At 64.9% G+C, this 26,027-nt stretch carries 18 protein-coding genes; 3 read left to right on the top strand and 15 right to left on the bottom strand.

All coding sequences use genetic code 11. From position 1 onward, the window contains the following. Positions 1-29: 29 nt before the first annotated feature. Together BJA_RS22245 and BJA_RS22240 are read right to left on the bottom strand one after the other, a co-directional pair. On the bottom strand, positions 30-1,415 hold the full coding sequence (locus tag BJA_RS22245; RefSeq protein ID WP_011087228.1) for an efflux RND transporter periplasmic adaptor subunit: 1,386 nt from the start codon (positions 1,413-1,415) through the stop codon (positions 30-32). Then, a complete protein-coding gene (locus tag BJA_RS22240; RefSeq protein ID WP_162494095.1) occupies positions 1,405-2,856 on the bottom strand; it encodes an efflux transporter outer membrane subunit in 1,452 nt (483 codons plus the stop codon). Before BJA_RS22240 ends, BJA_RS22245 begins: the two co-directional genes overlap by 11 nt. 749 nt (positions 2,857-3,605) lie before the next feature. On the opposite strand from BJA_RS22240, the gene BJA_RS22235 reads away from it, so the two are divergent. Beyond that, the gene (locus tag BJA_RS22235; RefSeq protein WP_011087225.1) at positions 3,606-4,640 is read left to right on the top strand and encodes a cysteine synthase A; all 1,035 of its coding nucleotides are present in this window, start codon (positions 3,606-3,608) and stop codon (positions 4,638-4,640) included. Positions 4,641-4,659: 19 nt separating this feature from the next. Here the strand turns inward: BJA_RS22235 and BJA_RS22230 are convergent, their stop codons facing one another. From BJA_RS22230 to BJA_RS22200, 7 genes are all read right to left on the bottom strand, one after another. After that, positions 4,660-6,897, bottom strand: a complete 2,238-nt coding sequence (locus BJA_RS22230; protein ID WP_038967152.1) for a tetratricopeptide repeat protein — start codon at positions 6,895-6,897, stop codon at positions 4,660-4,662. Positions 6,898-7,013: 116 nt separating this feature from the next. Then, positions 7,014-9,284, bottom strand: coding sequence for a tetratricopeptide repeat protein (locus BJA_RS22225; protein ID WP_038967151.1), 2,271 nt, complete (start codon positions 9,282-9,284; stop codon positions 7,014-7,016). Between the two features lie 203 nt (positions 9,285-9,487). Continuing rightward, positions 9,488-11,728 carry a tetratricopeptide repeat protein gene (locus tag BJA_RS22220; protein WP_038967150.1) on the bottom strand — a complete coding sequence of 747 codons (2,241 nt, stop codon included), beginning with the start codon at positions 11,726-11,728 and terminating at the stop codon, positions 9,488-9,490. Positions 11,729-11,829: 101 nt separating this feature from the next. Continuing rightward, positions 11,830-12,567: an amino acid ABC transporter ATP-binding protein gene (locus BJA_RS22215; protein ID WP_011087221.1), complete on the bottom strand. Its 738-nt coding sequence runs from the start codon at positions 12,565-12,567 to the stop codon at positions 11,830-11,832. Between the two features lie 11 nt (positions 12,568-12,578). Further along, positions 12,579-14,099 carry an amino acid ABC transporter permease gene (locus BJA_RS22210; protein WP_011087220.1) on the bottom strand — a complete coding sequence of 507 codons (1,521 nt, stop codon included), beginning with the start codon at positions 14,097-14,099 and terminating at the stop codon, positions 12,579-12,581. After that, positions 14,096-15,301 (bottom strand): amino acid ABC transporter permease, encoded by a 1,206-nt coding sequence (locus tag BJA_RS22205; protein ID WP_011087219.1) that lies wholly within the window; start codon positions 15,299-15,301, stop codon positions 14,096-14,098. The genes BJA_RS22210 and BJA_RS22205 overlap by 4 nt, the downstream gene beginning before the upstream one ends. Before the next feature lie 23 nt (positions 15,302-15,324). Further along, positions 15,325-16,341, bottom strand: a complete 1,017-nt coding sequence (locus BJA_RS22200; RefSeq protein WP_011087218.1) for an amino acid ABC transporter substrate-binding protein — start codon at positions 16,339-16,341, stop codon at positions 15,325-15,327. Positions 16,342-16,722: 381 nt separating this feature from the next. Between BJA_RS22200 and metC the strand changes: the two genes are divergently transcribed. Further along, positions 16,723-17,907, top strand: coding sequence for a cystathionine beta-lyase (gene metC, locus BJA_RS22195; RefSeq protein WP_011087217.1), 1,185 nt, complete (start codon positions 16,723-16,725; stop codon positions 17,905-17,907). Positions 17,908-18,062: 155 nt separating this feature from the next. After that, on the top strand, positions 18,063-19,754 hold the full coding sequence (locus tag BJA_RS22190; protein ID WP_011087216.1) for a Na/Pi cotransporter family protein: 1,692 nt from the start codon (positions 18,063-18,065) through the stop codon (positions 19,752-19,754). Here the strand turns inward: BJA_RS22190 and BJA_RS22185 are convergent. From BJA_RS22185 to pbpC, 6 genes are all read right to left on the bottom strand, one after another. Further along, the gene (locus tag BJA_RS22185; protein WP_097532085.1) at positions 19,725-20,180 is read right to left on the bottom strand and encodes a DUF3592 domain-containing protein; all 456 of its coding nucleotides are present in this window, start codon (positions 20,178-20,180) and stop codon (positions 19,725-19,727) included. The two genes, BJA_RS22190 and BJA_RS22185, sit on opposite strands and share 30 nt — an antisense overlap. Positions 20,181-20,189: 9 nt before the next feature. Beyond that, positions 20,190-20,504, bottom strand: coding sequence for a lipid-A-disaccharide synthase N-terminal domain-containing protein (locus BJA_RS22180; protein ID WP_011087215.1), 315 nt, complete (start codon positions 20,502-20,504; stop codon positions 20,190-20,192). Continuing rightward, the gene (locus BJA_RS22175) at positions 20,497-21,237 is read right to left on the bottom strand and encodes a glycosyltransferase family 2 protein (protein WP_028174100.1); all 741 of its coding nucleotides are present in this window, start codon (positions 21,235-21,237) and stop codon (positions 20,497-20,499) included. The genes BJA_RS22180 and BJA_RS22175 overlap by 8 nt, the downstream gene beginning before the upstream one ends. Before the next feature lie 65 nt (positions 21,238-21,302). Continuing rightward, the gene (locus BJA_RS22170) at positions 21,303-22,148 is read right to left on the bottom strand and encodes a phosphatase PAP2 family protein (protein ID WP_011087213.1); all 846 of its coding nucleotides are present in this window, start codon (positions 22,146-22,148) and stop codon (positions 21,303-21,305) included. 1 nt (position 22,149) lies between these two features. Then, the gene (locus BJA_RS22165) at positions 22,150-23,892 is read right to left on the bottom strand and encodes an ArnT family glycosyltransferase (protein ID WP_011087212.1); all 1,743 of its coding nucleotides are present in this window, start codon (positions 23,890-23,892) and stop codon (positions 22,150-22,152) included. Between the two features lie 50 nt (positions 23,893-23,942). Then, entirely contained in the window at positions 23,943-26,003 is a 2,061-nt protein-coding gene (pbpC, locus tag BJA_RS22160; protein WP_162494094.1) for a penicillin-binding protein 1C, read from the bottom strand. Between the last annotated feature and the right edge of the window lie 24 nt (positions 26,004-26,027).

The following is a 26,027-nucleotide window of genomic DNA, read 5'->3' as shown; positions in this document are numbered from 1 at the left end:
GCCTGCCGCTCAGGCGGCTGTTGTCGGGATCATGGCTGCTTGGCTCCACTTCCCGTTGCCCCGGGTCCCGGTGCCGGCCCGGTCTGTCCCTTCTGGTCGCCTTCGCTGCTGCTCCGCTTGGCGCGGGGCTCGCCGTCCTTGCCCTGTCCGTCCTTCTGGCCATCTTTCTTCTGAGCGTCCGGCCCGCGCGAGCGCTTGCGCGGCGCGAGGTCGGCTGACGGCGTCTGGTCGTCGCGTCCGACGACGACCTTTGAGCCGTCGGACAGATTGGCAAAGCCTGTCGTCACGACGCGGTCGTTCGCCGACAGGCCGCTGGCGATGACGGCGTCATGCTCGTTCTGCTGGGTCACCGTCACGGGCTTGGCCGAGACGACGTTGTCTTCGCCGATGACATAGCTGAAGGTGCCGATCGGACCGCGCTGGACCGCCGATGTCGGGACGACCAGCGCCTGCATCAAGGTCTCGACCTTGAGGCGGACATTGACGAACTGGCCCGGCCAGAGCTGGTAATTGGCGTTGGGGAACTCAGCCTTCAGCCTGAGCGTGCCGGTGGTCTGGTCGACCTGGTTGTCGATGCCGGTCAGCTTGCCGGTGTCGATCACGGTGACGCCGTCATTGCCGAACACGTCGACTGCGAGCGCGCCCTTGGCGGCGGCCGCATTGACCCGCATGATCTGCTGCTGCGGCAGGCTGAACCACACCGCGATCGGCTGCAATTGCGTGATGACGACGAGGCCGGTGGTGTCGGCGGCGTGGATGATGTTGCCCTGGTCGACCTGGCGCAGGCCGGCGCGCCCCGAGATCGGCGCAACGATCTTGGTATAGCTCAGCGTCGCCGCCGCATTGTCGATCGCGGCCTGGTCGGCCTTCACCAGCGCCTCGGTCTGGGCGACCAGCGCGCGCTGCGTATCGGCCTGCTGCTTGGAGCCGGCGTTGGAGGCGGCGAGCTGCTCATAGCGGGTGAGGTCAATGCGCTGGTTGGCGAGCTGGGCCTGGTCCTGCGCCTTCTTGGCGACCGCCTGATCGTACGTCGCCTGATAGAGCGCGGGATCGATCTCGCCGACCACGTCGCCCTTCTTGACGTCCTGGCCTTCGGTGAAATTGACCGCGATCAGCTTGCCGTCGACCTGCGAGCGCACGGTAACGGTGTTGAGCGCGCGGATCGCGCCGACGCCGTCGAGATAGACCGGGACGTCCTGGATGCGGGGCGTTGCCGCCAGCACCGGCACCGGCAGATCGGGGCGCTGGTTGCGGCCGTTCGCCTGCTGCGGCTGCTGATGCCACACGGTCCAGCCGAGATAGCCGAGGCCGCCGAGGATCGCGAGCGTGACCAGAGTCAAGATGAAGCCGCCGCGCGACGATTTCCTCACCGTCCCCGCCTTCGCGTCAACCTTCTTATCCGGCTTAAAGAGCATTGACCGGTTTCTCCATCCTCGGTTCCCAGCCGCCGCCGAGCGCCTGATACAGGCTGACGATGGCGAGAAGCCGTGCGAGTTGGGCCTGCGACAGCGCGTCTTCCGCCTGGAACAGGGTCAGCTGGGTGTTGAGCACGGTCACGATATCGGCGGTGCCGGCGCGCAATTGCTGCTCCGACAGATCGAACGCGCGCCGCGAGGCGGTGACGACATCGCGCTGCAATTGCAGCTTGATCGTAGTCTGCTTGATCGAGAACAGCGCATTGTCGACGTCGGCGAAGGCCTGGACGATGGTCTTGCGGTAGGTCTGGAGCAGTTCGTCCTGCCGCGCCTTGGCAAATTCGAAATTGCCGAGGATCTTGCCGCCGTCGAAGATCGGCTGGGTGGCACTGCCGACCAGCTGGAAGAAGGCCGCATGCGGCTGGAACAGCGACACCAGCGCCGAGCTCTGATAGCCGCCATTGCCGGTGAGCTGGATGGTCGGAAAGAACTGCGCGCGGGCATTGCCGATGTTCGCGGTCGCCGAGGCGAGCTGCGCCTCCTGCCGGCGGATGTCCGGCCGCTGCGTCAGCAGCTCCGACGGCAGGCCGGGCGTCACGCGCGGGATCGCGATCCGGTCCAGGGAGCCGCCGAGCACGCGCACGCTCTCGGGCGGGCGCGAGACCAGCACGGCGAGCGCGTTGACGTTCTGGTCGAGCGTCTGGCGCAGCGGCGGCACCAGCGCCTTCTGGTTGGCGACCACGCTCTCCTGCTGGGCAACGTCGAGATCGGTGCCGGTGCCGGCCTTGCGACGCTCCTTGACGGCATCGAGGATGCGTTGCGCGCTCGCGATGTTGCGCTGGGAGGTCCTGAGGCGATCCTGCGAGGTCAGCACCTGGAAATAGGCGTTGGCGACACTCGCCAGCGTCGTGAGCGCGACGACGTCACGATCGAAACGGTTGGCGTTCGCTGTCTCCTCCGCGGTCTGGAGTGCGTCGCGATTCTGGCCCCAGAAATCGAGCTGGTAGCTCGCGCTCAGCGAAGCCGAATAATTGACGACCTCGCGGCCGCCGTTGGTGAGACCCGAGGATGACGAGCCCGAGGTGCGTGAATAGGTTTCCGATCCGCCGGTCGACACGCTCGGCAGCAGCGCGGCGCCCGCCTGCCGCGCCTGGGCGTCCGCCTGGACGATGCGCGAGACGGCGGCGGCGATGTCGAGGTTGACGGTCTGCGCCTCCTCCATCAGCTGCGTCAGCTCGGCGGAACGGAAGCCGCGCCACCAATCCAGCGACGGCGGCGTATCCCCCTTCCCGGCGTATTTGTACTGCGTGGGAACATCGAGCGCGGGATCCGGAAGATCCTGCGTCAGCACGCAACCGCCTGAACCGGCGGCGAGGCACAGCACGACAAGCCAGCGCGCCGCACGACGCGTCCGGGACGCAGAACCTAGAGACCGCCGCATGACGGTCGCCAGAACATGCTGTGTCACTTCCACCCCCCGCCGGGCAGACCGAGCCGCAACCGCGCAGCCGGATTAACCGATTCGCGGCCGGACAGTCGGGGGGCTTCGTGTAGCTCGATCACAACGGTGATGCTTTCAGCGGAACTTTGAGCTTCATACTAGCCGGGCGCGGAACAGCGGGACAGTCCCGCAGGTGCGAGATGGCGACCCGGATGCGCGGATATCCGCGCCATGAAAGTGCAAGATATGGCTGTCTTGCAAAGACTTCTCGTATTTTTCCGCCATCGCGAAGCCGATTCAAGCTTACCAAGATTTCATGTGATCTTGGCGCCACACCCACACGGATCCATTTGATCCGGCGGAGCATTGGTCGGCAACAAGCTTTATGCGGCTTTGGCTCCACCTCAAACCGCGGCGGGCCATCGTCACGAAGCCGGCAGTGATCGAGAAGGAATATGCAGCTGTTGTGCAGACGTGTCGTCCGCCATCTCGCCCCGGCGGAGATTGGGCGCCAAGGTTGATCGCGACGACCATTATCTTCCATGCCCTGACAGTTGTCGGACAAATCATTCCACCGAAATCCGGCGCCACAGCTCAGGATCGCCCTCGCCGATCTTCCCCCGAAATATGGCTGCCTGAACGGTCACTTCTACCCGTTTCGCCGCAGCGCAAAAGCCTTCCCCTTTGGCCTTCCAGGCACTAGGTTCTGGCCAACCTGATCAACCCCTTGCCAGTGATTTCCCCCTGACATGACCATTCGAAACGACGTAGTCGAAGCCATTGGCAACACCCCGCTGATCAAGCTCAAGCGCGCCTCGGAGGCGACCGGCTGCACCATTCTGGGCAAGGCCGAATTCATGAATCCCGGCCAGTCGGTGAAGGACCGCGCCGGCAAGTGGATGATCTTGGAGGCCGAGAAGCGCGGCGAGCTCAAGCCCGGCGGCCTCGTGGTGGAAGCGACCGCCGGCAATACCGGCATCGGGCTCGCGGTCGTGGCGAGTGCGCGCGGCTATCGCACGCTGATCGTGATCCCGGAGACGCAGAGCCAGGAGAAGAAGGACTTTCTCAAGCTGTGCGGCGCCGAGCTGATCGAGGTGCCGGCGCTTCCTTACGCCAATCCCAACAACTACCAGCATGTCGGCCGCCGGCTCGCCGACGAGCTGCGCAAGACCGAGCCTAACGGCGTGCTGTTCGCCGACCAGTGGAACAATCTCGACAATGCGAAAGCGCATTACGAGTCCACGGGGCCGGAGATCTGGGAGCAGACCGGCGGCAAGGTCGACGGGTTCGTCTGCTCGGTCGGCAGCGGCGGCACGCTCGCCGGCGTCAGCCGCCTTCTGAAGGAAAAGAACAAGAACGTCCGGATCGCCTGCGCCGACCCGCATGGTGCCGGGATGTTCGATTATTTCAGGACCGGCGAAGCCAAGGCGACGCCGGGCGGTTCGATCACCGAAGGTATCGGCCTCAACCGGGCGACCGCGATCGTCGAGAGCGCGAAGGTCGATGACGCCTATCTCATTCCCGACACTGACGCCGTCACGGAGATCTACGACCTGCTCCAGCACGAGGGCCTGTGCCTCGGCGGCTCGACCGGCATCAACATCGCCGGCGCGATACGCCTCGCCAAGCAGCTCGGCCCCGGCAAGACCATCGTCACCGTGCTCTGCGATTCCGGCAGCCGCTATCAGTCAAAACTGTTCAATGCGGACTTCATGCGCGCCAAGAACCTTCCGGTGCCGGAATGGTTGGAGAAGCGCAGCAACATCAAGCCGCCCTTCGTTTGATCGCCGCGGTTCGGCCCGTTCACGCCACCTCGCCGCGCTCCAAAGCCACGGCACAATAGTCGCGCCAGAACTGGCGATAACCCGCTTCGACCTCGCGCGTGTAGATCTCGACATTGCCGGCGGGCGAGGCCGCGATCTGAGCCGGCAAATCCGCGCGCAACTTCGCCAGATGAGCGGGCTGCGCCGCAAATTTGCACGCGATCGCGGCATAGCCCGCGTCGTCATCGGCAACCCAGTCGGCAAGACCGACGGCCGCCACGATGGAGGCACCGGCGCGCGAGGAGGCACCTTTACCGAGCTTGGCGACGACCGGAACGCCCGCATAGAGGGATTCCCAGGTGCTGACGCCGCCATTTTGCGGGAACGTGTCGAGCGAAATATCGACATTGGCAAAGGCCCGCAGATGCTCGGCGCGCGGGCTCGAGCCCAGGCAAGTGATGTTTGCTTCGGCGACGCCATGCGCCACGAACCGCGCGATCAGGCGGTCGCGCACCAAGGGATCGTCAAGCATAGTATGCTTGATGATGATTTTCGACCCGGTCACCTCACGCATGACGCGCGACCAAACGCGGATCGCCTCATCCGAAATCTTGTAAATCCGGTTGAACACGCCGAAGGTCACGTAGCCATTGCGGAGCATCGGAAGCTCCGAAGGCGGCACATCCAGGATCGGATCGATCGTGATCAGGCAGGGCAGATCATGGACCTTCTCGGCCAACAGATGGCGGGCCGATTGCGGAATGAAGACCGGATCCGCGAGCACATAGTCCATGGTCCGAAGGCCAGTGCCGGTCGCGTGTCCGAATCCAGAGACCTGGATGGGGGCCGGCTTCCGCGCAAAGACAGGGAGCCTGTTGCCGGTCGTGTGTCCGGACACGTCGATCAGGATATCGACCTTGTCGGCCTCGATGCGATCGGCCAATTGATCGTCCGAGAGCCGCCCGGCCTCGACCCAGACGTCCGCCAGCGACTCGAATTTGGCGGTCACTTCATCTCGTACCGGTGAGCACGAATAGCAGACGATTTCGAATTTGCTATGATCGTGATGAGCGAGCACTGGCAACAGCGTGAACCCTGCCGAGTGGAACCAGAACTCGGCAGCGACATAGCCGATCACGATCCTCCTGTCGGGATCGAACTGCCGGGGCGCGAGCTTCCTTTGCGCCAATTTGACGCCGATTGCGTCCCACCACTGCGTTCGGGCGGCCTGCTGAACAGCGAAATCGGCGTCGGAGAGATAGTCCAGGAAAAAGATCTTCCGCCCGATCAGGCTGGCATCCGTCACAATGGCCAGCGCGGCATCCAGCAATTCGATCGCCGGTGCGATCTCTCCCTGGTTTGCAAAACAAGCACTCATCAGCGCCATCGCGCTCGCGGAGCGCGGATTTTCCTCCAGCAACGTGGTGCAGGCCAGGATCGCCTGCGCCGTATTTCCCACGGCGAGCGAGACTTGCGCCTTCCCCTGCAAGGCCACCTCGAGCTTGGGCGAAATCGCAAGGGCTGCGTCAAAATCCGCAGCCGCCTGTTCCAACCTCGACATCTCAAAATTGAGCCGTCCGCGGTTCGCCAGGATCTTCGCCGAACCTGGCCTGATCGCGAGCGCCGCCTCGAGCGCGCCCTTTGCCTCGTCGAAGTTCTTGAGCTCGATATTGACCAAACCTTTGCCGACGAGCGCCTCCACGTTTCGCGGCTGAAACAGCAGCGCCCGCTCGAAACTTTGCCTGGCGCGATCAAGCTGGCGCAGCGCAAGCTCGGCCAGGCCACGGTTGCAGAACGCGTCGGCATAGTCAGGCTTTAGCCTGATCGCGCGATCGTACATCTCGATCGCCTGCTCGGGCAGGTTCATGTTGAGCAAGGTATTGCCGAGGCCGGTCAGGGCCGGCGTGAAATTCGGCTTCAGCGCGATCGCCTTCTCCTGACAGGCGCGAGCGGCCTCGAATTTCTGAAGAACGACGTACACGGCCGCGAGATTGTTGTGGGCCTCGTGCGAACGCGGATCGATCGCGATCGCGCGCTCGAGCAGCTGTTGCGCCTCTTCCAGGCGCCCGCCCTGTTGCACAGACAGGCCGAGCAGGTGCGTGGCGTCGAAATGATCCGGAACGGCTTGCACGGTCTGGCGGCAGAGCGCCTCGGTCTCCGCATACCTGCCCTGGCCATAGGCGCTTGCCGCGGCAGAGATGACGGCGTCCGCCTGCTTCTTCAATTTCTTCTGCAATCGCGCATTCTGGAATGCGCGCGCGCCGGCGCTGCTCTGCAAGGTGTCTCTCCGGAAGATGGCCCGCGGCGAGTCTAACTGATTCGCGCGGCGGGCCGGCCGGTCGGCGGGACCGGAAATCCTTCCGGGCTATTCCGGGGCTCGCTGCGGGATCCGGCTCAGGAACCGCTAGGTGCGTCTGTCCCGCTTACCGCAGCGTCGCCGCTCTCCGAGGCGGCGGCACAATAGTCTCGCCAGAACTGGCGGTAACCCGCTTCGAGCTCACGCGTGTAGATCTCGACATTGCCGGCGGGCGAGGCTGCGATCTGAGCCGGCAATCCCGCGCGCAACTTCGCCAGATAATCGGGCTGCGATGCAAACTTGCGGGCGATCTCGACATAGCCATCGTCATCCTCGGCGACCCAGTCGCCGAGACCGACGGCGGCCACGATGGAGGCGCCGGCACGCGAAGAGGCTCCAATGCCGAGCTTGGCGACGACGGGAACGCCCTTGTAGAGGGATTCCCAGGTGCTGATGCCGCCATTCTGTGGGAACGTGTCGAGCGAAATATCGATCTTGTCAAAGGCCATCAGGTGGTCGTTGCGCGAGGTGGTGCCGAGGCACGTGATATTCTCCTCGGCAATGCCCTGCGCCACGAAACGCGCGATCAGGCTATCGCGCAGCAGGGGATCATCGAGCAGACCGTGCTTGAGGACGATCTTGGATCCCGGAACCTCGCGCATGATCCGCGACCACACACGGATCGCATCATCCGATATCTTGTAGATGCGGTTGAACACGCCGAAGGTGACGTAGCCGTTGCGGAGCATCGGCAACTCGGACGGCTGCAGATCCGAGACGGGCTCCATCGTGATCAGGCACGGCAGATCGTGGATCTTTTCGGGAAACAGATGCCGGACCGACGGCGGAATGAAAACGGGATCCGCGAGCACATAGTCCATGGTCTGCATGCCCGTGCCCGTCGCGTGTCCGAACCCAGTGGCCTGGATCGGGGCAGGCTTTCGCGCGAAAACCTGCAACCTGTTACCGGTCGTATGGCCCGAAACGTCGATCAGGATGTCGACATTGTCAGCCTGAATGCGATCGGCGAGTTCGTCGTCCGAAAGGTCCCAGGCGTCGACCCAGACGTCCGCCAGCGACTTGAACATGGCGGTGTACTCGTCCGCTCCCGGCCAGGAATAATAGCAGATGATTTTGAAGTTGGCGTGATCATGATGGCGCAGCACCGGTAGCAAGGTGAGGCCCGCCGAGTGTTGCCGGAATTCGGCAGCGACATAGCCGACCACAATCTGCTTGTCCGGATCGAGCGGCCGCTTCGGCAGCGTCCGCCGCGGCAGCTTGGAGCCGATCAAGTCCCACCAATCTCGTCGTACCGCCTGCTGGAGCGCGAAATCGGCCTCGGCGCGGTAGTCCTGCAAGAAGATCTTGCCCCTGATCGCATCTCCATAGTCCGGGCGGATCGCCAGCGCGCGATCGAGATATTCGATCGCGGCGTCCATCTCTCCCTGATTTGAATGAGAGAATCCCATCAGCGCCAAGCCGACCTCGGAGCGCGGATTTTGCTCGATCAAGGCCGTTGCGGCCGCCATCGCCTGCGCGGTCTTCCCCATCACGAGGCAGGCCTGTGCCTTGCCCCGGAGGGCCAGTTCGAGCTTGGGCGAAATGGCAAGCGCGGCCTCGAAATCCGCAAGCGCCGGCTCCAGGCGCTGCAACTCGTAACTGAGCCGCCCTCGCTGGGCCAGAATCCTCGGCGAGCCGGGCTTGATCGCGAGCGCCGTGGCAAGCTTGGCTGCTGCCTCCTCGTGGTGCCGGAGCTCCATGCTGACCATGCTGCTGCCGACGATTGCCTCGGCGTGACGCGGCTGAAACAGCAAGGCGCGATCGAAACTTTCCTTGGCGCGCATGATCTGTCCAAGCACTATCTCGACCATTCCGCGATTGCAGAACGCATCGGCGTAGTCCGGCTTGATCTTGATTGCGCGCTCGTGCAGTTCGAGCGCCTGTTCGTACTGCCCCAGATGCATCAGCGTATTGCCGAGGTTGGTCAGCGCGACCACGAAATTCGGCTTCAGCGCGATGGCCCTCTCCTGACACCGCCGCGCCTCCTCGAAATTACCGAGGTCGAAGTGCACGGTCGCCAGGTTGTTATGGGCGTCATGCAGGCGCGGATCGAGCGCAATCACGCGCTCGAGCAGCTCCCGGGCCTCCTCCAGGCGGCGGCCGTCATGCGCACACATCCCGAGCAGGTGCAAGGCGTCGACATGATCCGGAAGCGCTTTCAGGATCTCACGGCATAGCGCCTCTGTCTCGGCAAATTTGCTTTGGCCATAGGCGGCGGCCGCGGCTGAGATGATGGCATCCGCCTGCTTCATCAACTTCTTCTGCAATCGCGCGTTCTGGAATGCGCGCGCGCCGCCGCTGTTCTGCAAGGTTACTCTCCGGAGGATGGCCTTACCGAGAGTCTAACTGATTCGCGGCCGAGGCCGCCCGATCGGCTGGACCGGCAACACCCCGGGATTTTCCGGTGCCCCGCGCGGGATTTGGCTCGAGACCAGCCTCGGGCACGCACCATCCAAAGCTGATGTCGATCATCTCAGGCCTCGGACGTCGCGGTCCGGCGCGGCGGACGTGCCTACGCAACGTCGCATGTTTCCGAGGCCTCGGCACAATAGTCGCGCCAGAACTGGCGATATCCCGCCTCGACCTCACGCGTGTAGATCTCGACGTTGCCGGCGGGTGAATTGGCGATCTGCGCCGGCAGATCCGCGCGCAGCTTCGCCAGATGGGCAGGCTGCGCGGCAAATTTGCACGCGATCGCGGCATAGCCCTCGTCGTCATCGGCAACCCAGTCGCCGAGACCGACGGCCGCCACGATGGAGCCGCCGGCGCGCGACGAGGAGCCATTACCGAGCTTGGCGACGACCGGGACGCCCGCATAGAGGGATTCCCAGGTGCTGATGCCACCGTTTTGCGGGAAGGTGTCGAGCGAAATGTCGACATTGGCAAAGGCCCGCAAATGCTCGCGGCGCGAGGTCGAGCCCATGCAGATGACGTTCTCCTCGGCGATGCCCTGTGCCACGAACCGCGCGATCAGACCGTCGCGCAGCATCGGATCGTCGAGCAGCCCGTTCTTGATGATGATCTTCGATCCCGCCACCTCACGCATCACCTTCGACCACACCCGGATGGCCTCGTCCGAGATCTTCAAGATGCGGTTGAACACACCGAAGGTCACATAGCCGTTGCGAAGCATGGGAAGCTCCGAAGGTGGCACGTCCTGGATGGGATCGATCGTGATCAGGCTCGGCAGGTCATAGACCTTTTCGGCCAGCAGGTGGCGCGCCGACTGCGGAATGAAGATCGGATCCGCGAGCACGTAGTCCATCGTCTGAAGGCCCGTGCCTGTTGCGTGCCCGAAGCCCGTGACCTGGATGGGGGCCGGCTTCCGCGAGAAAACATGGAGCCTGCTGCCGGTCGTATGTCCGGACACATCGATCAGAATATCGATCCCGTCGGCCTGGATACGATCGGCCAGTTCATCGTCCGAAAACTGCGCGGCCTCGACCCAGACGTCTGCGCAAGCCTTGAACTTCTCGGTCATCCCATCCTGCAACGGCCAGCAGGAATAGCAGACGATCTTGAACTTGGCGTGATCGTGATGGCGCATCACCGGCAACAGGGTGTACGCCGCCGAATGCTGCCTGAATTCCGACGCGACATATCCGATCACGATCCGTCTGTCCGGATCGAGATCGCGCGGCGACAGGGTCCTTTGCGGAAGCTTGGCGCCGATCTGATCCCACCAATATTTTCGTGCCGCCTGCTGGACCACGAAATCGGCCTCCGGCAGGTAATCCAGCACGAAAATCTTGTATCCGATGGCCTCCGGAAAGTCCGGCGCGATCGCCAGCGCCGCATCGAGATATTCGAGCGCCGTCGCGATGTCTCCCTGGTTCGCATGGCAAGAGGCCAGGAGCGACATGCCCGCCTCGGATTGCGGATTGACCTCGAGCAGGGTCTTGACGCCCGCCATCGCCCCCGCCGTGTTCCTCACCATAATGTCGACCTGCGCCCTCCAGCACAGCGCGAGCTCGTTCCGTGGCGATTGCGCCAGCGCTGCATCGAAATCCGCGGCCGCCTGCTCCAGCCGGTACAGGGTCAAATGGAGCCGTCCGCGCTGCACCAGAATCCGCGGTGAGCCCGGCTTGAGCGCGAGCGAAGCTTCGAAGGCGGCCTCCGCCGCCTCGAAGTGCCGGAGCTCGAGGCTCACCATAGCCTTGCCGGCGATCGCTTCGGCGTGACGCGGCTGAAACGACAGGGCGCGATCGAAGTCCACCCCGGCGCGCTCAAACTGGCCGATCATCAGTTCCGCCATCCCGCGGTTGCAAAATGCATCGGCATAGTTCGGCTTCAGCCTGATGGCGCGCTCGTGCAGTTCGATCGCCTCCTTGGCGAGGCCGAGGTGCAGCAGCGTATTGCCGAGATTGGTCAGGGTGATCGGACAATTCGGCTTCAGCGCAATGGCCTTCTCCTGGCATGCGCGGGCATCCTTGAACCTCTCGAGCGCGAAATACACGGCCCCGAGATTGCCATGGGCATCGGGCGAACGCGGATCGAGTGCAACCGCGCGCTCAAGCAGGAATTGCGCGTCCTCGAGCCACCCGCCGTCGAACGCGCGCAGGCCGAGCAGGTGCGTGGCGTGGAAGTGATCCGGAACCTCCTTCAGGATCTCGCGGCAAAGGATCTCGACTTCGTCAAATCTGCCCTGCCCAAGCGCCTCGATCGCGAAGGACATGACGGCATCCGCCTGCTTCCTCAGCTTCTTTTCCAATCGCGCATTCTGGTATGCGCGCGCGCCGACACTGCTCTGCAAGGTCTCTCTCCGGAGGATGGTCCGAAAAGAGGCAAGCTGATTCGCATGGTGCGAAGCTGGTGGGTCGGTTGGAGCAGCGAGGCCGCCGGATTTTCAGGCGCTCACCGCAGAATCTGGCTCAGGAACAGTTTCGTGCGGGCGTGCTGGGGGGCGGCAAAGAACTCGTTCGGGGTATTGGCCTCGATGATCTGACCGGCGTCCATGAACACGACGCGGTTGGCGACCTCGCGGGCAAATCCCATCTCGTGGGTCACGACCAGCATGGTCATGCCCTCCCCGGCGAGGTCAACCATGGTGTCGAGGACCTCCTTGACCATCTCGGGGTCGAGCGCCGAGGTCGGCTCGTCGAACAGCATCACCTTCGGGTTCATCGTCAGCGCGCGCGCGATCGCGACGCGCTGCTGCTGGCCACCGGACATCTGGCCCGGAAACTTGTTGGCCTGGTGCGGGATCTTGACCCGCTCCAGGAATTTCATCGCGGTTGCCTCGGCATCCCTCTTTGGGATGTTGCGGACCCAGATCGGCGCCAGCGTGCAATTGTCCAGAACCGTCAGATGCGGGAACAGGTTAAAGCTCTGGAACACCATGCCGACCTCGCGGCGCACCGCGTCGACATGCTTGAGGTTCGGCCCGAGCGCGATGCCGTCGACGACGATCTCGCCCTCCTGGAATTCCTCCAGTGCGTTGATGCAGCGGATCAGCGTGGACTTGCCGGAGCCCGAGGGCCCGCAGATCACGATGCGCTCGCCCTTCTTCACCTCGAGGTCGATGTCGCGCAGGACGTGAAATTCGCCGTACCATTTGTTCAGGCTGGAAATCTTGACGATGGGGTCGGACATGGTGGCCTCGATCAGTTGCGGCGGTGGGCGTTGAGGCGGTGCTCGACGAACAGCGAGTAGCGTGACATTCCGAAGCAGAACAGAAAATAGATGATCCCCGCGAACGCGAAACCCGTGAACGCCGTGGACGGCGTCGACCATTTCGGATCCGAGAACGAGGCCCTGAGCGAGCCCAGGAGGTCGAACAGCGCCACGATCGAGACCAGCGAAGTGTCCTTGAACAGCGAGATGAAGCTGTTGACGAGGTTCGGAATGACGTGGCGCAGCGCCTGCGGCAGCACGATCAGCGAGGTCGTCTTCCACCAGGACAGCCCGAGGGCCGCCGCAGCCTCGCCCTGCCCGCGCGGGATAGCAGCAAGCCCGCCGCGAACGTTCTCGGCCTGATAGGCGCCCGTGAACAGCGCGATGCCGATCAGCGCACGCACCAGACCGTCGACCGTGAAATTGCCGGGCAGGAACAGAGGCAGCATGTAGGTCGCGAAGAACAGCACGGTGATCAGCGGCACGCCGCGCCAGAACTCGATGAAGGCGATCGAGAAGATCCGGATCAGCGGAATGGTGGAGCGGCGGCCCAGCGCCAGCGCGATGCCGATCGGCAGCGAGGTGACGATGCCGGTGACGGACACCACCAGCGTCACCAGCAGGCCGCCCCACAGGCTCGTCTCCACGACCGGCAGCCCGCCATGATCGAGCCCCATCAGCTTGATCACGATGGCGATGGCGACGAAGGTGGCAATGCTCGATGCGAGCGCACGCCAGCCGGCGCGCACACCACCGCCGAGAAGGAAGGCGATCAGGGAGACGATCACGGCGGTGATGGCGAAATCGACCCAGACCGACTGGCCCGTTCCCTGGAGCTGATCGCGCAGCCAGGTCAGCGGAAAGATCAGCCAGTAGATCGCCGTGCCGACAAGCACGACGAGGTTGCCAACGACCCACAGCAATGGGGCGATGGCCGACGTCTTGCTGAGATTGAGCAGGGCCTGCCCTGCCCCGATGATGCTGTCGTCGAACAATTGCAGGAGGCCGGCCGTCCAGCTCAGGCCAAAGCCGGTGATGCCGCCGCCGCGCAGCAGGAAGAATGCGACCACCGGAAAGGCGAAGAAGAACAGGCCGGCGTTCAGCCCTTTCGACGGCAGGCGCGGAACGAGCAGCGGCACCAGCAGGACCGCCGCCAGGATGAGCGTGAGGTTGACCCGCCAGCGCTCGGCCTCGGGATAGAAGCCGTAGATCAGTTGCGGCAGCTTGGCCTGGATGTAGGGCCAGCAGGCGCCGACCGCAAATCCGGCATTCTCGGCCAGGCAGGCCGTGCGATCCTTGCCGGCCCAGACCGCATCGACCATCAGGAACCTGACCGAGGGAATGATGGTGAACCAGAGCAGCAGGGCGCCCACGATCGTGAGCAGAATGTTGGTCGGCGAGTTGAACAGGCGCGTGCGCATCAGGCCGACGAAGCCCGTGGTCTTCACCGGCGCGGGACGCTCGGTGAGCAGGTCCTGGCGAACGAAGCTGGACGAGGTGATGTCGGTCATGCGCCCAGACTCCGGCTGACGCGCCAACCGTAGACGCTCATGACGGCGCTGGTGACGAGCGAGATCAAGAGATAGACGCCCATCGTCATGGCGATGATCTCGATCGCCTGTCCAGTCTGGCTCAGCGAGGTGCCGGCGAACACCGACACCAGGTCGGGATAGCCGATGGCGACCGCCAGCGAGGAGTTCTTCGTGAGGTTGAGATACTGGTTGGTCAGCGGCGGCACGATGACGCGCATCGCCTGTGGCACGACGATCAGCCGGAGCGTTGTGCCGCGGCTCAAGCCCAGCGACGACCCCGCCTCCATCTGTCCCTTGTGCACGGACAGGATTCCGGCGCGCACGATCTCGGCGATGAAGGCGGCGGTATAGGTCGACAAGGCGACCGTCAGCGCCACGAACTCCGGGATGATCCGCGAGCCGCCGGCAAAATTGAAGCCCTTGAGCTGCGGCAGCTCGAAGGTGAAGGGCAGACCGAACACCAGCATCGTGACCACCGGCAGCCCGAACAGCAGGCCCAGCACATAAGGCCAGATGCGGATCACCTGCCCGCGCTGGAACAGCGCGCGCCGCGCATGGAAGCGCAACGCCAGCGATGCGACGATGCCGAGGACCAGCATCGCCAGGAACGGCTCGAACCCGCTCTCGCCGATCGGACGGGGAATGACGAGGCCCCGATTGCTGACGAAGGCGATGCCGAGCAGCGAAATGCTCTGCCGGGGATTTGGCAGCGCCGCGAGCACCGCCAGGTACCAGAACAGGATCTGGAACAGCAGCGGCAGGTTGCGGATGATCTCGACATAGAGCTCGCCGATGCGCGACAGCAGCCAGTTGGGCGACAGCCGGCACAGCGCGACGATAAAGCCGATCACGGTGGCGAAAAAGATGCCGACCACCGAGACCACGAGCGTGTTCAGAAGCCCGACGATAAACACGCGCAGGAACGTGTCCGAGCCGGTGTAGGAGATCAGGGTCTGGTTGACGTCGAAGCCGGCATTGTTCCTGAGGAAGCCGAAGCCGGCGGCAATGTGCTGGTTTTCGAGGTTGGCGCGGGCGTTGGAGACGATCTCATAACCGATCCAGCCCAGGATCGCCGCGAAGGCAAACTGGACGGCGACGCCGTTCCAGCCTGCCTTGCCGCCCAGAATGCGCCTGATCTTCAGCGCGATCTGGGCCGGCGGTTTTCGAGCCTCGGTGCTCATCGCCGCGTGCCGCTCAAGCGGGATCAGCGGATCGGCGGCGCGTACTGGAGACCGCCCTTGTTCCAGAGATTGTTGAGGCCGCGATTGATGGCGAGCGGCGAGCCCGCGCCGACGTTGCGATCAAACACCTCGCCGTAATTGCCGACCGCCTTCACGATCCGCACCACCCAGTCCTTGGTCAGGCCGAGCTGTTCGCCGAAATTGCCGTCGCTGCCGAGCACGCGCTTCAACTCAGGGCTTTCGAGTTTCGCCTTCTCGTCGACGTTCTTCGAGGTCACCCCGAGCTCCTCGGTGGTGACGAGGGCAAACAGCGTCCATTTCACGATGTCGAACCACTGGTCGTCGCCGTGGCGCACCATCGGGCCGAGCGGCTCCTTCGAGATGATTTCGGGCAGCACCATGTGGTCATTGGGATTGGCGAGCTTGAGGCGGTTGGCATAGAGGCCCGACTGGTCGGTGGTGAACACGTCGCAGCGGCCGGCCTCATAGGCCTTGACCGTCTCGTCGTTGGTGCCGAACGCGATCACCTCGTACTTCATGTTGTTGGCCTTGAAGTAGTCGGCCAGATTCTGCTCGGTGGTGGTGCCGGTCTGCACGCAGACCGAGGCGCTGTTGAGCTCGAGGGCGGAATTCACCTTGAGCGACTTCTTCACCATGAAGCCCTGCCCGTCATAATAGGTCACGCCGGTGAAGTTGGCGCCCAGCGAGGTGTCGCGCGAAATGGTCCAGGTGGTGTTGCGCGAGAGCACGTCGATTTCGCCGGATTGCAGCGCCGTGAAACGGTCCTTGGCCGAGGTCGGCACGAACTTGACCTTGGTCGGGTCATTGAAGATGGCCGCCGCGATCGCACGGCAGACGTCGACGTCGAGCCCGGTCCAGTTGCCCTTGTCGTCGGGCGCGGAGAAGCCCGGCAGGCCCTGGCTGACGCCGCAGGACAGCGTGCCACGGTCCTTGACGGTCTTGAGCGTTTGCGCATCGGCGGCTTGGGCAGTCAGGCCGGCGGCGAGAGCAAGAGTGAGAGCCAGGGTTACGCGTTTCATGGGGGGAAGGCCTTTCAAGGGTCGTCTCAAGGTCAGGAATGTTGTCTCAGGATCGTCTCTGCCAGGGTGAGCCTTGCAAGAGTCATGCTGGAAAACCTTGCCGAACACTCGCCGATCTCGGGAGGCCATACCTTAATCCCCGCCGCAGGCGCCCGCCATTATGGCTGTAGCGCAAGGTCCGGTCAGACGATGGATCGAAGGTCGCGGCAGGCCCCTCAACATGCGGCGACTGAATAGCACCTACGCATCACAGAACGACTGGCGAGCCGGGTCAAGGGGTTGACGGGACTCTTCTGTGTTCTGTTATTAACGACAGCGGCCTTTCGGCCGGCCAGCGGGGCGCATCGCGCCCGCCGGAAACGCAGTTTTGAAAGCAGGCGCATGGATTCCTCGCACCCCTCCCAGCAGCAGGCCGAGACCCGGCTGGTCACCTCCGGCCGCGACACCAAGGCGCAGAAGGGGTTTGTCAATCCGCCGGTGTTCCACGGCTCGACCGTGCTCTATCCGACCGCCGAGGACCTGCATGCCCATCGCGGCGAGTTCACCTATGGCCGCCACGGCACCCCGACGACCAGGGCGTTCCAGGACACGCTGATGGCGCTGGAGGGGCCGCAATGCGCCGGCGTCGGCATCGTGCCATCCGGGCTGTCGGCGATCTCCACCACCCTGCTCTCGGTGCTGAAGACCGGCGACCACATTCTGGTCTGCGACAATGTCTATCGGCCTTCGCGCAATTTCTGCAACGGCATGCTCGCCCGCTACGGCGTCGAGACCACCTATTTCGATCCGCTGATCGGCGCCGGCATCGACAAGCTGTTCAAGCCCAACACGCGTGCGGTGCTGGTGGAGGCGCCGGGCTCGCAATCGTTCGAGATGCCCGACATCCGCGCCATCGCCGAGGTCGCGCATGCGCGCGATGCGCTCGTCATCGACGACAACACCTGGGCCACCCCGCTCTATCATCGCTCGCTCGAGCAGGGCGTCGACATCAGCATGCAGGCGGCGACCAAATATATCGGCGGCCATTCCGACATCATGTTCGGCACCATCTCGGCCAACGCAAAAGCCTGGCCGCAGATCGCCGAGGGCATCCGCCTGCTCGGCGTCTGCGCCGGCCCCGACGACGTCTTCCTGGCGCTGCGCGGCCTGCGCACGCTATCGGTGCGATTGGCGCAGCATCATCGTTCCGGCCTCGACATGGCGCGCTGGCTCGCAAGCCGTCCCGAGGTCGCGCGCGTGCTGCATCCCGGGCTCGAGACCGATCCGGGCCATGCGATCTGGAAGCGCGACTTCACCGGCGCCTCGGGCCTGTTCAGCATCGTGCTGAAGCCGGCCCCGCAGAAGGCCGTCGACACCATGCTCAACACGCTCAAGCTGTTCGGCATGGGCTTCTCCTGGGGCGGCTTCGAAAGTCTTGCGATTCCCTTCGACTGCGACGGCTATCGCACCGCGACCAAGTGGGCGCCGGGCGGCCCTACCCTGCGTCTGCATATCGGGCTCGAAAGTACCGACGACCTCAAAGCGGATCTCGATCGCGGCTTCGCTGCCCTCAAGACAGCAATGTGAGCCTGCTCAAAAGGCATCGCGCCTGAGGTCGCGGCAACGCGCGCCGCGGGAACGTGCAGCCGCCGCAAACGTTAACGCCGACGCGCCAACAAATGGTTTGATCCTCAAGCATTTGGCGCTAGCCTCACCAATCGACTCTCATCCGGACACGGAGCATGGGAACGTTGGTTCTGCTTGATCTGATGGGCGGCGTGGCGCTGTTGCTGTGGGGCCTGCACATGGTCCACAGCGGAATACTGCGCGCCTTCGGCCCGGACCTCCGCCGCCTGCTCGGCAAGGCGCTCGGCAACCGCGTCAGCGCGTTCGCCGCCGGCCTCGGGCTCACCGCGCTGCTCCAGAGCAGCACGGCGACCGCCCTGATCACCAGTTCGTTCACCGCCGAGGGCCTCGTCAGCCTCGCCGCAGCGCTTGCCATCATGCTGGGGGCCAATGTCGGCACGACGCTGATCGTGCAGGTGCTGTCGTTCAACATTGCTGCCGTCGCGCCCGTGCTGTTCGTGCTCGGCCTCGTCGCCTTCCGCTCCGGACCGCGCTCGCGGATCAAGGACGTCGGCCGCGTCTGCATCGGCCTCGGATTGATGCTGCTGTCGCTGCACATCCTGCTCGACACGCTGGCGCCGGCCGAGAACGCACCCGGCGTGCGCGTCGTGATGTCGGCGATCACGGGTGATCCCATCCTGTGCATCGTCATCGCGGCGCTCGTCACCTGGGCGGTGCATTCGAGCGTCGCCAGCGTGCTGCTGATCATGTCGCTGGCCTATTCGCAGTTCATCACGCCCTACGCGGCCCTGGCTCTGGTGCTCGGCGCCAATCTCGGCAGCGCCATCAACCCCGTGTTCGAAGGGGCCAGGCGCGACGATCCCGCGAGCTACCGCCTGCCGGTCGGCAATCTCGTCAATCGCGTGATCGGGATTGCACTGGTGCTGCCATTCCTGAGCGTGATCGCGGAGCACATGCACGCCTGGCAGCCGGATCTCGCCAGGATGACGGCCGCCTTCCACATCGCCTTCAATGTCGGCACCGCCATTATCTTCATCGGCCTGCTCGATACCATGTCGCGCCTGCTGACCCGCCTCCTGCCCGACCGCATCCAGGACACCGATCCGGCCCGCCCGCGCTATCTGGACGAGACCGCGCTGGAGACGCCGTCGCTGGCGCTCGCCGACGCCGCCCGCGAAACGCTGCGGATGGGCGACTTCGTCGAGGTGATGCTGCGCAAGGTCATGGCCGCGATGATGACGGGCGACCGCGCCCTGGTCGACCAGGTCTCGAAGATGGACAATGTCGTCGACGGCCTGGATGAAGCCATCAAGCTGTACGTGACGAAACTGATGCGGGGCAGCCTCGACGAGAGCGAGGGGCGGCGCGCGATGGAGATCATCTCCTTCGCCATCAACCTCGAACACATCGGCGACATCATCGACAAGAGCCTGAGCGAGCTTGCGACCAAGAAGATCAAGCGCCGCTTCCAGTTCTCGGCCGAGGGCTCCGAGGAGCTCGCCGCCTTCCACAAGCGCACGATGGAATCGCTGCGGATCGCCTTCGGCGTGTTCATGTCGGGCGATGCGAATGAAGCGCGCAAGCTGCTGGTGGAGAAGACCACGCTGAAGAACACCGAGCTTGCCGCCGTCGAGCGCCATCTCGACCGCCTGCGCGAGGGCCGCCCCGAGACCATCGAGACCACCTCGCTGCACCTCGACGTGCTGCGCGATCTGCGCCGCATCCATTCGCACATCTGCTCGGTCGCCTATCCCGTGCTGGATGCCGCGGGCGAGCCGTATCGCAGGACCGAGACCGAGGCAGCCGCCCTGCCCGCCTCAGGCGCGGCCTCGGCGTTGCCGCGCTAGTCCGGCGCGAACAAGAACCGCGCCGCCCGCCAGCAGCAGGCCCGCGCCGCAAAGCAGGACCGGAGCGATCCACAGCGTCAGGAACGACAGCAGCCGCGCATCCTCGGGCCGCCGTGGATCGTAGGCTATCTTGACCTGCTCGCGGTCTGAATAAGGCTGAGCGGTCGAGCCCGACGAGGACGTGAACGTCACCGAGCGCCCGTCGATCGTCGTGAATTGAAACGACGGATAGAGAAACGTTCCGCCATGATTCCCGCCGGTCCGCGCGACGGCACCCATGAACCGCGCTTCGGTCTGCTCGGCCCGCACAAGGAACGCGACGGTGCTGCCGAGCTCGAACAGGCCGAGCCCGAGTAACAGCAGGCCGACCAGAAAGACTGACGTGAACAGGACGGCTTGTAACTTGTTCATGCCGATGAGGCACACAAGAGCGAGCTATTCGCTCGAGACCTGCTTGCCGTTGATGATGATGAAATAGACGTTGCGGAGGTAGACGACGAGGCCAAGCGCCTGGCCCGCGATGAACACGGGATCCTTGCGATAGAGCGCGTAGACCAGGAGCAGCGCACCGCCGCCGACCGAGAAGAACCAGAACGCGACCGGCATGACGCTCTTGCGCGCACGTTCGGACGCGATCCACTGCACCACGAAGCGCATGGTGAAGAACGCCTGCGCCACGAAGCCCAGGATCACCCAGGCGTCGAATTTCACGACGAAGACGTCGTGCAGATAGTTGAGAAGGCTAGTCATGAGGTGTCACCTCGGTCACGTCGGGCGTCGGCTTCTTGCGTCGGATCAGCCACCACACGCCGGCCAGATCCATGATGCCGATCCATAGCCGGTCGAAGAAACCGTAATTTGACACGCCGGAGCGGCGCGGCCGGTCGATCACGTCGACATAGGCGATCTCGTAGCCTTCACGCCGCACCAGTGCCGGCAGGAAACGGTGCAGCCCGTCGAAATAGGGCATCGCGAGGAAGACCTCGCGCCGGAATGCTTTCAGGCCGCAGCCGGTGTCGCGCGTGCCGTCCTTCAGGATGCCGTTGCGGACCTTGTTCGCCACGCGCGACTGGAATTTCTTGAAGCCCGTGTCCTTGCGTCCGACGCGCTGGCCCGCGGCGAGCCCGACATGGGCGCCCTTCTCGACCGCCGCGATCAGGTCCGGCAGGAACGCCGGATTGTTCTGGCCGTCGCCGTCGAGCGTGGCCACGATCGCGCCGCGCGCGGCACGCACGCCGCTGCGCACGGCAGCGGACTGGCCACCGGATTTTGCATGTCGGAGCTGACGCAGATTGCCCCGCTGCGCCATGATGGCCTTGAGCCGCTCGCCGGTCGTATCGGTCGAACCGTCATTGACGTAGATGATCTCGTAATCCCAGCGGCTGTCGAGCGCCGCGGTGATCTCCTCGATCAGGGGCGCGATGTTGTCGGCTTCGTTGCGCACGGGAACGACGATGGAAACCGAAGGCTGGGACGTCGACAAATGAGGCTCGTGGTTGGAATTGGCCTGCGCCTCGGGGAACCGGCGGCCCCGGCAGGCAGCCGCTTTTATGGGGCGGAGGCCCCGCGGGCAACCCTTTTGAGGCGGCCGCCGACCGGTCCTGGAATGGCCAAGATGCTGCCATCGGCGCGGATGGCGAAGCCGAGCCTACGGGCCGCGAACCAGTAGCGGACCGCCATGGCGCCGACCATGCCGACCAGGGCGCCGGCCACGACGTCGCTCGGATGATGCGCGAGCAGCACCAGGCGCGTCAGCAGGATCACGATTGCGTAAGTGAACATGAAGACGCGCAGCCGTGGCCAGAGTGCCGACACCGCGAAAGCGAGCGCGAACGCCGTCACCGCATGGCCGGATGGCAGGCTGGCATAGGCCCCGCTGCCCTCGAACGGGATGAAGTTGAACGGGTCGGCCTTGCCGCCGACGAACGGACGTCCGCGGCCAATGAGATATTTCAGGATCTCGGCGATCAACACCGAGAATGCAACGGATAGAAACAGGAACTGGAGCCGCGTACCGAGGCCGAGCAGCAGCGCGCGGCGGGTGCCGTAAAGGCCGGCCGCAACGAGCGCCACGACCACGAGGGCGACGGCCAGCGCCGAGAGCACATACTCGTCCTTGCCGAAATCGGTCAGGATGCGGATCGGCCACAGGCCGGGCGTGCCGCGCGCCGGCATCAACTGGATCTCAGTCAGGTCGAACGCCAGCATCAGCGCGATGACCAGGGCCGCGCCCGCGGCGCTGAGCCATAGCGAATGGCGCGCCAGCTTTCGCGCGGCCTCGGCGCGGCGCGAATGCGAGGGCGAACGCACGAGCTGCGCCAGCGCACGCCCCGTCACGGTCAGAAACTGCGCGGGATAGCTCGGCCGCGGCGCGATGTTGGTCGAGGCCGGCATCCTATTCGGTGCCTTCCGAGCGGAAGATCGAGATCGAGATCGCGCGCCCTTGCGAGAAATTGTAGCCGTCGATGCGGGCGCCGACCTTGTAACGCAGCCCGATCGCCTCGGCGCGCTGCACGAAGCTGCGCTCCGAGCGCTGCTCGATCAGCGCGAAGCGGCAGCTGCCCTGCCGCAGGAAGTCCGCTGCGCCCGAGCCGTCGGTGAGCAGCGTCTGGGTGCCCGTCAGGAACACGAGGCTCGGCTCGTGATAGCCGGCGGCGGCCGCCTTCGGCCCGACGCAGGTGACGTTGCGCAGAGCACGCGCGACCTCGATGCTCGGAAACACCGGCGTCAGCGACGGCAGCACGATGCCGTAGACCACGACCGCAAGCATCAAGGCTGCGACCAGCGCGTTCAGCACCGAGCGCTCGGCGTGGTTGGTGTCGAACAGCCACCAGGCGAACAGGCCGAAGATCAGGGACGCCGCGATAAACGGCCAGGCCACGAAAGCCGGCTGCCGCGTCAGCATCACCGCGCCGACCACCGCGATGATCGAGGCGGCCGCGGGGATCGCGAACCACCAGGCCGAGCCGCGCATCAGCCAGGAGCGCGACAGCACGCGCCGCTCCAGCGCGCCGACGGTCAGGATCGCGATCGCCGGGTACAGCGGCAGCACGTAATGCGGCAGCTTGGTCAGCACCGCCTCGAACACGATCCAGGACGGGACCAGCCAGGCCAGCAGAAATTGCGCACCGGGCTCACGCCGCGCCCGCCACACCGCAGGCGCCGCCATTGCCGCGAGCGGCGCGCCCGGCCAGAAGGTGATCCAGAACAGCGCGAGGTACAGTCCGGGCGGCGCGCCATGGGATTCCTGCGCGCCGATCTTGCTCAGCATGTCGCCGCCGACGGAGTCCGCGAAGAAGGCATCGCCCGCGCGCCAGAAGATCGCGACGAACCAGGGCAGCACCAGCACCAGCATCCACATCAAGCCCCAGAGCGGGCGCAGCTTCCACAGCCAGGAGGCATCGCGGTCCTGGATCGCCAGTGCGACGATGGTCAGGCCGGCGAACATCAGGATCAGCGGCCCCTTGATCAGGATCCCGACGGCGAGCGCGGTCCAGAAGATCGCGGGCCAGCTCCAGGGCGGATGTGTCTCGTCCTCAGCGCGCTGCCACGACAGATAGGCCCGCGCCATCGCGCCCATCGCGGCGGTCACGCAGAACAGCAGCATCGCATCGGTCTTGGCGAGCCGCGCCTCGACGCCGAGCAGCACCGAGGCGCACATCAAGAGCGCTGCGAGCACCGCACCGCGCCGCGTGACGAAGCCGAGCGCAGCCCAATAGGTCATGAGCACGGCGCCGATCGCCCCCAGCAGCGACGGCAGCCGGTAGACCCAGATCCGCAACTCGGCCTTCGGCAGCTTGAGTGCCGCGGCGGCTTCGACTGCCGCAGATTGCAACCAGTAGATGCCGACCGGCTTCTTGTAGCGGACGTCCTCCTGGAAGCGGATGTCGACATAGTCGCCGCTCTCGACCATCTGCTTGGTGGCCTGCGCAAAGCGCGCCTCGTCGCGGTCGACAGGCGGGATCGTGAAGAAGCCCGGCAGGAACAGCAGCAGCGCGCACAGCACCAGAAAGGCCACCGCACGGGCGTGGCTAGCCGTGACGACATCGAGCATCGACACCAGCCGGCTACCCGGATTTACGGGCGATTTCGGCTCGCGGGGGGCTCCAAAACGGGGGCTTGGGTAGGTCTCGGCCATTGGTTCCGCTTACGCTGAAACCGTCATTCCGACAACCGCTTAAGGCCGGGTCATTGAATTCGAATGACAACTGTGTCCGCGGCGCCAGTGGCATCGATCACGGTGAGCCGCGCAAAGCCCGGACCAGGCGGATCAATCAGGCGCTGGCGGCGCCCGTCGATCTCGCCGAGCGCCGTGCCATTAACCATGACGGTCATGGGCAGAACGCCGCCGGCGACCTTGACCGGCATGGCTGCGGCCTCAGAGCCACCCGACCGATCGACGTCGATCCGCGAGCCGTTCAGCGGGAACTGGATGTGCAGCGCCTGCTCGCTGCCGGTCCGCACCAGTTCCCCGACCGGGCGGAACCGTTTCAAGGGCAGCGGCAGCTTGGCGTTGCTGGCGACCAGGGTTCCCTTGGGCGGCTTCGGCAGCGGCGCCAGCGTCTTACCGGTCCGGGCGAAAGCGTCGAACAGGATGGGCGCGGCGGCGACACGGCCGATCAGGCCGGGAACCGGCGCTCCATCGGGCCGACCGACCCAGACGCCGATGGTCATGCGGCCATCGAAGCCGACCGACCAGGCGTCGCGATAGCCGTAGGATGTGCCGGTCTTGAAGGCGATCCGGTTGTGGGCGGCGTTTTCCGGCGGTGGCGTGCCCAGCAGCACGTTGCCGACCTGCCAGGCCGCGACCTGATCGAGCAGCCGCAGCGGCTCGCGGTCGTCTCTGGCAGCCACGACCTCGCGCAGCGGCTTGGTGGTTCCAAGGCGGGCAAACCCGGCATAGAGCTGCGCAAGGTCCTGAAGCGTCACGCCGACGCCGCCGAGCCCCATGGCAAGCCCTGGCGCTTCGTCCTTGGGCAGGATGAGATTGCCGCCGGCTTGCCGCAGCCGCGACGCCAGCCGGCTCGCGCCGACGCGGTCGAGCAGCACGATCGCCGGCACATTCAGCGACAATTGCAGCGCCTTCTTCACCGGCACGGTGCCCTGGAACGTCATGTCGAAATTTTCCGGCGCGTAAGAGCCGAAGCGGACAGGCCGGTCGTCGATCAGGCTGTCGGGATGGACGAAGCCGTCCTCGAAGGCGAGGCCGTAGATGAAGGGCTTGAGCGTCGAACCCGGCGAGCGGATGGCGCGCGTCATGTCGACCTGCCCTGCCCGGCTCTCGTCGAAATAATCAGCCGAGCCGACGCGCGCGAGCACGTCGCCGCTCTCGTTGTCGACCACGATGATGCCGACCGAGATGTTCGCACCGAGCGCAACCGCGCGGTCGCGCGCCAGCGGTTCCAGCACCTTCTGAAGATTGGCGTCCAGCGTCAGCTTGATGACGGGCGCATCCTTGACCGTCGCAAGCGCGGTGTCGGACGCATGCGGCGCCAGGACCGGCATCGGCTTGCGCAGCTTCGGCACCGGCACGGCCTTGGCCTGCTTTGCGTCATCGACGCTGACCACGTGCTCCTCGACCATGCGGTCGAGCACGCGGTCGCGAGCCTTGAGCGCCGCATCGGGATAGCGGTCGAGCCGGCGCGTCTCCGGCGATTGCGGCAGCGCCACCAGCAATGCGGCTTCAGCCAGCGAGAGCCGCTTCGGCTCCTTGCCGAGATAGGCGATCGAGGCGGCGCGGATACCTTCGAGATTGCCGCCATAAGGCGCCAGCGCGAGATAGAGGTCGAGGATTTCGCTCTTGCCGAGGGTCCGCTCGATCTCGATCGCGCGGACCATCTGCCGCAGCTTCGCATAGAGCGAGCGCTGCCGCCGCGGCTCCATCAGCCGTGCTAGCTGCATGGTGATGGTCGAGCCGCCGGACACGATGTGGCCGCGCGTTCCGAGCTGCAACGCGGCGCGGCCCAGCGCCAGCGGATCGATGCCGTCATGGGCATAGAAGCGCTGGTCCTCATAAGCGAGCAGCAGCTTGAGATAGATCGGATCGACGTTCGTCCTGGCGTCGACCGGAAGCCGCCAGCGGCCGTCCGCCATGGCGTAGGCCCGCAGCAGCTTGCCGTTGCGATCGACGATGGTGGTGGAGGCCTGGCGCGCTTCGTCGAGCGGGAGCGGGCCGAGGGAGTAGACCCAGCCGACGAAGGCGGTGATGGCGAGGATGAGTGTGAAGGCGAGGACGGAAAGGATGCGCATGGTGGTGCGCCCTCCTAATCCGTC

This window comes from Bradyrhizobium diazoefficiens USDA 110, from assembly GCF_000011365.1.
Lineage (GTDB): Bacteria > Pseudomonadota > Alphaproteobacteria > Rhizobiales > Xanthobacteraceae > Bradyrhizobium > Bradyrhizobium diazoefficiens.
This window is presented reverse-complemented; position numbering and strand designations above follow the sequence as displayed.